Below are 6,613 nucleotides of genomic sequence, written 5' to 3' on the forward strand. Positions count from 1 at the left end.
TAGGGTGAGCGGCCATGGGGAGCAGCACTGTCGGTGTCGGTGCCGACGATCTCGTCACCGGCGAGGCGGTCGCCCTGGACCTCCCGCACGCCGGCCTCGGGCTGCGGATCGGCTCGGGCCTGATCGACCTGCTCATCGGCTTCGGCGCGCTGTACGTGCTGCAGTTCGCCGCCTACGCCCTCGCCGGGTCGGGTGACGACGCCCTCATCGGCGCGGCGATCACCATCTCCATGGTCGCCGCCCTGGTGGCGATCCCCACCACGCTGGAGACACTGACGCGCGGCAAGACCGTCGGCCACTACGCACTGGGGCTGCGGACCGTCCGCGACGACGCGGGCCCGATCTCCTTCCGCCACGCCCTCACCCGCGCCATGGTGGGGGTCGTCGAGGTGTACGGCTGCCTCGGCATGCCGGCGCTGCTCTGCGCCGTCTTCAACCAGCGCGGGAAGCGCTTCGGCGACCTGCTGGCCGGCACCTACGTCGTCCGCGACCGGCAGCGCGTGGCGCTGCCACCACCCCCGCAGATGCCGCCGCACCTCGCGTCCTGGGCGGCGACCGCCGACATCGCCCCGCTGCCGGACACCCTCGCGGCCACCATCCGGCAGTTCCTCTCGCGCACCGGCAGCTTCGCCCCGCACGTCCGCGAGGAGCTCGGCCGGCGGCTGCTGGCCGAGGCGCGCCCCTTCGTGGCGCCGGCGCCGCCGGAGGGCAACCACCCCGAGTGGGTGCTCATGGCGGTGATGGCCGAGCGCCGCAGCCGCGACGCCGCGCGCCTGGCCCGCGAGCAGCAGCTGCGCGAGCGCGTCGTGCCCGCCGACCCGCTGGCCCCGTCGCCGACCCACCGTACGCCGCACCGGTTCTAGCCGAGGAGCTCCGCGTACCCCGGCTTGACGACGTCCTCGATGATCGCCAGGCGCTCGTCGAAGGGGATGAACGCGGACTTCATCGCGTTGATCGTCACCCAGCGGAGGTCCTCGAGGGTCCACCCGGCCTCGCCGACCAGCAGACCCAACTCCCGGCTCATGCTGGTGCCGCTCATGAGCCGGTTGTCGGTGTTGACCGTGACCCGGAACCGCAGCCGCTTCAACAGCGAGATCGGGTGCAGGGCAACGGAGTCCGCGGCACCCGTCTGCACGTTGCTGGTGGGGCACATCTCCAGGGGGATGCGCATGTCCCTCACGTACGCCGCGAGGCGCCCGAGGTGCACCTCGGAGGGGTCCGCTGCGATCGCCGCCGCGACGTCGTCCCCGAAGGCCCGGTCGCGCACGGTGATGTCGTCGACGATCCGCACGCCGTGGCCGAGCCGATCGGCACCGCACCACTGGATCGCCTCCCAGATGCTCGGCAGGCCGAAGGCCTCGCCCGCGTGGATCGTGAAGTGGGCGTTCTCGCGGCGGAGGTACTCGAAGGCGTCGAGGTGGCGCGTCGGGGGGAAGCCGGCCTCGGCACCGGCGATGTCGAAGCCGGCGACGCCCTGGTCGCGGTACCGCACGGCGAGCTCGGCGATCTCGGTGCTCTTGGCGGCGTGGCGCATCGCCGTCAGCAGCGCCGTGACGCGGATCGGGTGCCCCGCCTCGGCGGCGAGCCCCTCGCCCTCCCGGAAGCCCTCGTTGACGGCCTCGATCACGTCCTCGAGCTGTAGCCCGCCCTCGATGTGCTGCTCGGGGGCGTAGCGGCTCTCGGCGTAGACGACCCCGTCCAGCGCGAGGTCGAGGACGCACTCCCGCGCCACCCTGCGGAGGCCCTCCGCGGTCTGCATGACCGCGATGGTGTGGTCGAAGGTCTCGAGGTACCGCTCGAGCGAGCCGGAGTCCGCGCTCTCACGGAACCACGCACCGAGGCTCTCGGCGTCCGAGGCCGGCAGCGCGGCATACCCGACCTCGTCGGCGATCTCGAGGATCGTCTCGGGCCGCAGGCCCCCGTCGAGGTGGTCGTGCAGCAGCGCCTTGGGCGCCCGCTGGATCTTCTCGGCCAGGCTCAGCTCGGCAGCCCCTGCCTCCTCCTGCACGACTCCGGTGGCCACGCCCGCGTCGCCGTCCTCGCGTCGCTTGAAGATCACGCCTCGTCCTCACGGTTGACGAGCTCGGGCGAGAAGGCGGGAAGGCAGACCGCGACGTACTCGGCGCCCTCCGGCCCGCAGGAGTAGCGCACCCTCTCCCCCGCCGAGGTGATGATCGACTGGCCCGCGGCGACCGTCGTGGGTCCGCCCTCGTGCTCGACGACCACTTCGCCCTTGAGCACCAGCGTGACCTCGTCGAAGTCAGGGGTCTGGGCGGGCTCCTCCCACCCGGGCGGGGCCACCATGTGGGCGACCGAGACCGCCTCGGTGCCGCTGTTCACCCGCCCCACGTGCTCGTTGATGATCTTGCCGCCGGGGACGGGGATGGAGGTCGGGGACGTGATCAGACGTGGCATGGGCAAACCCTAGCCGGGGTCCGGTCAGCCGACGCGGTCGATGACCAGGGGCAGCAGGTCGGGGCGCGAGCCCTCCGGCGCGATGGTGAACGCCCCGTCCAGCACCTCGAGCGCCCGGTCGAACTTCTCCGGGGTGTCGGTGTGCAGGGTCAGCAGCCGCTCCCCCGAGCGCACCGTGGCACCCGGCTTGTAGTGCATCTCGACACCCGCACCGGCCTGCACGGCGTCCTCCTTGCGCGCCCGGCCGGCGCCGAGTCGCCAGGCCGCAACTCCCACCTTGTAGGCGTCGAGCTCGGTGAGCACGCCGTCGGCCGGTGCGAGCACCTCGTGGGTCTCCTTCGCCGTGGGCAGCTCGGCGTCCGGGTCGCCGCCCTGGGCGCGGATCATCGCCTTCCAGACATCCATCGCCCGACCGTCCTTCAGGGCGTCGGCCGGGTCGACGTCGTCCTTGCCCGCCGCCGCGAGCATCTCGCGCGCAAGGGTCAGGGTGAGCTCCACGACGTCCTCGGGCCCGCCGCCGGCCAGCACCTCCACGGACTCGCGCACCTCGAGGGCGTTGCCCGCGGTGAGGCCCAGCGGCGTCTGCATGTTGGTCAGCATCGCCACGGTCTTCACGCCCGCGTCGGTGCCGAGCGCCACCATGGTCCGGGCGAGCTCGCGGGCGCTGTCGACGTCCTTCATGAAGGCGCCACTGCCGACCTTGACGTCGAGCACCAGCGCGCCCGTGCCCTCGGCGATCTTCTTGCTCATGATCGACGAGGCGATCAGCGGGATCGCCTCCACGGTCCCGGTGACGTCACGCAGCGCGTAGAGCTTCTTGTCGGCCGGGGCCAGGCCGTCTCCCGCGGCGCAGATGACCGCGCCGACGTCCTCGAGCTGGCGCATCATCTCGTCGTTGCTCAGCAGCGCCCGCCAGCCCGGGATCGACTCGAGCTTGTCGAGGGTGCCCCCGGTGTGGCCCAGGCCTCGCCCGGACAGCTGCGGGACGGCCACCCCGCAGGCGGCGACCAGCGGCGCGAGCGGCAGCGTGATCTTGTCGCCGACGCCGCCGGTCGAGTGCTTGTCGGCGGTGGGACGCGAGAGCGAGGAGAAGTCCATCCGCTCCCCGCTGTTGATCATCGCCTGCGTCCAGCGGGCGATCTCTCGGCGGTTCATGCCGTTGAGCAGGATGGACATCGCGAGCGAGGACATCTGTTCGTCGGCGACCACGCCCCGGGTATAGGCGTCGATGACCCAGTCGATCTGGCCGTCCGACAGCTCGCCCCGGCCGCGCTTGGTGATGATGACGTCGACTGCATCGAATGATTCGCTCACGGGCACATCATCACAGATGGCCCCCGGTGGTCGCGCGGCCCCGGCGAGGGTGGCGCAGACTGTCGGCATGGCGTCTGGACAGCGGCTCGCACTCGTCACCGGGGTCACCGGCTACATCGGCGGCCGGCTGGTCCCGGAGCTGCTCAAGGCCGGGTATGCCGTGCGCGCGGTCGCACGCCACCCCGAGCGCCTGCGCGACCAGCCGTGGCGCGATGCCGAGGGAGTGGAGGTCGTGCAGGGCGATGCCTCCGACGCGGAGTCCATGGCCAGGGCCATGGAGGGAGTCGACGTCGCCTACTACCTCATCCACTCGCTCGGCTCCGGCCGTGACTTCGAGGCGCGCGACCGGCACACGGCGCGCACGTTCGCCCGGGCGGCCCGGGAGGCCGGTGTCTCCAGGGTCGTCTACCTCGGCGGCCTCCACCCGGAGGGCGAACGGCTCTCCCCCCACCTCGGGTCGCGCAAGGAGGTGGGCGACATCCTGCTGGCCAGCGGCGTGCCGACGACCGTGCTGCAGGCGGCCGTCATCCTCGGCTCCGGGTCGGCGTCCTTCGAGATGCTCCGCTACCTCACCGAGCGGCTGCCGGTGATGATCACCCCGAAGTGGCTGGAGTCCCGGATCCAGCCGATCGCCGTCCGCGACGTCCTCCACTACCTGGTGGGGTCGGCGTCGATGCCCGGCGACGTCAGCCGCGCCTTCGACATCGGTGGGCCCGACGTCCTCACCTACCGCGACATGATGCAGCGGTATGCCGCCGTGGCGGGGCTGGCGCCGCGCCGCATCGTCCCGGTGCCCCTCCTCACGCCATCGCTGTCGAGCCACTGGGTGGGCCTGGTCACGCCCGTGCCCAACGGCATCGCCCGGCCGCTGGTCGACTCCCTCGTGCACGACGTCGTCTGCCAGGAGCACGACATCGCGCACTACGTCCCCGACCCGGCCGAGGGCCTCGCCGGCTTCGAGCGGGCGGTCGAGCTGGCGCTGGCGAAGATCCACGACCTCGAGGTCGCCACCCGGTGGTCGTCGGCCGCCACGCTCGGCGCGCCGAGCGACCCGCTGCCCAGCGACCCGGACTGGGCCGGAGGCTCGCTCTACGTCGACGACCGCTCCAGCGTGGTGCAGGCGAGCCGAGAGTCCCTGTGGTCCGTCATCGAGGGCATCGGCGGCGACAACGGCTGGTACTCCTGGCGGCTCGGCTGGATGGCCCGCGGCCTGATGGACCGGGTCTTCGGCGGGCCGGGCCTGCGGCGCGGGCGGCGCCACCCCCACGACCTCGCCGTCGGCGACGCCCTCGACTGGTGGCGGGTCGAGGAGATCGAGGACCTCCACCTGCTGCGGCTGCGGGCCGAGATGCGCCTGCCCGGCCTGGCCTGGCTCGAGCTCGTCGTCGACGAGGACAGCCGCGGCCGCACCGTCTTCCGGCAGCGGGCGCTGTTCCACCCCAGAGGGCTGGCCGGCCACGCGTACTGGGCCGCCGTCTACCCCTTCCACGGCATCGTCTTCGGGGGGATGCAGCGCAACATCGCGGCCGCCGCCGAGGCCGCGGAGCAGGCTGGAGGAGAGCCGCGGTGGCGGGCCTCCGGCAAGGCCTCCTGACCCACGGCTCCCCTGCAGCAACCGCTGCTAGCAGAGGTTGCTGCCGTCAGGGCAGGTTGCTGAATAACCCGCGGGCAGCAACCTCTGCTGAGCGGACGACGTTCAGTCGTGGCTGCGGGCGGCTGCGGCGTCGAGGTTGTCGGGCCCGAACGCCTGGGGCAGGACGTCACTCATCGGGAGCACGCCCTCCGGCGTGAGCAGCAGGCACTGCGGGCCGCCGTTCTCCCAGAGCAGCTGCCGGCACCGGCCACACGGCATGAGCGGCTGGCCGTCGTCGCCGACGCACGAGACCGCGACCAGGCGACCGCCGCCGGTGGCGTGCAGCTGGGACACCATCCCGCACTCGGCGCACAGCCCCACGCCGTAGGCGGCGTTCTCGACGTTGCAGCCCACGACGACCCTGCCGTCGTCGACCAGGCCCGCCACCCCCACCGCGAAGTGCGAGTAGGGCGCGTAGGCCCGGTGCATGACCTTCACCGCCTCGGCCTGGAGGGCCGACCAGTCGACCCCACCCTGCGGCGGGGTCGACTGGTGCCGTGCGTGCTCGGCCACTAGTGGCCCTCGCCCTTGCGGTAGACCTGCCCGTCGGCGGCCGGCATGCGTAGTCGCTGGGAGGCGAACGCGAGCACCAGCAGCGTGGTGACGTACGGCGTCATGCCCACGAGCTCGCCGGGGACGGTCTCCGTCCCGATGTAGTAGATCGCGGTGAGCACGGCCGCCACGATGGCCAGGCTGCCCTGGACCATCCGCTTGTTGCGCACGATCTGCCAGATGCCGATCGCGAGCAGGAGGACGGCGAGGAGCAGGAGCAGCGCGTGGACGGTGGTCCCGCCGCCACGCAGCTGGATCGCGTCGGTGTAGCCGAACAGACCGGCACCGGCCATCAGGCCGCCCGGGCGCCAGTTGCCGAAGATCATGGCCGCAAGGCCGATGTAGCCTCGGCCACCGGTCTGGCCGTCGCGGTAGACGTTCGCCGCCACGAGGGCGAGGAACCCGCCACCGAGGCCGGCGAGACCGCCCGAGATCAGCACGGCGAGGAACTTGTACCGGTAGACGTTGATGCCGAGGCTCTCCGCCGCCACCGGCGACTCACCGCAGGAGCGCAGGCGCAGGCCGAAGGAGGAGCGCCAGAGGACCCACGCCGTGAGGACGAACAGGCCGACCGCGATGAGGGTGAGCACCGAGACGTTGGTGACGAAGCCGCGGATGATGCCGGCGAGGTCGGAGATGAAGAAGATGTCCTGCTGCTCGAGGGTGCCGAGGGCGTCCGAGATGCCGGGCAGCGAGACG

7 protein-coding genes are annotated in these 6,613 nt (G+C 72.2%); 2 read left to right on the forward strand and 5 right to left on the reverse strand.

The window, feature by feature from the left end:
- The first annotated feature begins 14 nt into the window (after positions 1–14).
- The gene (locus tag VIB11_RS06225) at positions 15–863 is read left to right on the forward strand and encodes an RDD family protein (protein WP_332029414.1); all 849 of its coding nucleotides are present in this window, start codon (positions 15–17) and stop codon (positions 861–863) included.
- On the opposite strand, the gene VIB11_RS06230 is transcribed toward VIB11_RS06225, so the two are convergent.
- The 3 genes from VIB11_RS06230 to VIB11_RS06240 form a co-directional block, all read right to left on the reverse strand.
- Positions 860–1,981, reverse strand: coding sequence for an adenosine deaminase (locus VIB11_RS06230; RefSeq protein ID WP_332029427.1), 1,122 nt, complete (start codon positions 1,979–1,981; stop codon positions 860–862). The genes VIB11_RS06225 and VIB11_RS06230 overlap by 4 nt on opposite strands.
- A gap of 74 nt (positions 1,982–2,055) precedes the next feature.
- On the reverse strand, positions 2,056–2,415 hold the full coding sequence (locus VIB11_RS06235; RefSeq protein ID WP_332029415.1) for a cupin domain-containing protein: 360 nt from the start codon (positions 2,413–2,415) through the stop codon (positions 2,056–2,058).
- 24 nt (positions 2,416–2,439) lie between these two features.
- Entirely contained in the window at positions 2,440–3,729 is a 1,290-nt protein-coding gene (locus VIB11_RS06240; RefSeq protein ID WP_332029418.1) for a thymidine phosphorylase, read from the reverse strand.
- A 67-nt stretch (positions 3,730–3,796) separates the two neighbouring features.
- On the opposite strand from VIB11_RS06240, the gene VIB11_RS06245 reads away from it, so the two are divergent.
- Positions 3,797–5,323 (forward strand): SDR family oxidoreductase, encoded by a 1,527-nt coding sequence (locus tag VIB11_RS06245; RefSeq protein WP_332029420.1) that lies wholly within the window; start codon positions 3,797–3,799, stop codon positions 5,321–5,323.
- A 102-nt stretch (positions 5,324–5,425) separates the two neighbouring features.
- Here VIB11_RS06245 and VIB11_RS06250 read toward each other — a convergent pair whose 3' ends face one another.
- Positions 5,426–5,875, reverse strand: a complete 450-nt coding sequence (locus tag VIB11_RS06250) for a cytidine deaminase (protein WP_332029422.1) — start codon at positions 5,873–5,875, stop codon at positions 5,426–5,428.
- Positions 5,875–6,613 (reverse strand): ABC transporter permease (locus VIB11_RS06255; RefSeq protein WP_414695772.1); only part of this gene is annotated, 739 nt, incomplete at its 5' end. The genes VIB11_RS06255 and VIB11_RS06250, both read right to left, overlap by 1 nt.

Origin of the sequence: Pedococcus sp. (assembly GCF_036554925.1) — a bacterium.
GTDB lineage: Bacteria > Actinomycetota > Actinomycetes > Actinomycetales > Dermatophilaceae > Pedococcus_A.

Excerpts from the sequence above, each read along its gene's own strand:
- VIB11_RS06245 (WP_332029420.1), top strand. The coding sequence starts at position 3,797 with ATGGCGTCTGGACAGCGGCTCGCACTCGTCACCGGGGTCACCGGCTAC.
- VIB11_RS06235 (WP_332029415.1), bottom strand. The coding sequence starts at position 2,415 with ATGCCACGTCTGATCACGTCCCCGACCTCCATCCCCGTCCCCGGCGGC.
- VIB11_RS06225 (WP_332029414.1), top strand. The coding sequence starts at position 15 with ATGGGGAGCAGCACTGTCGGTGTCGGTGCCGACGATCTCGTCACCGGC.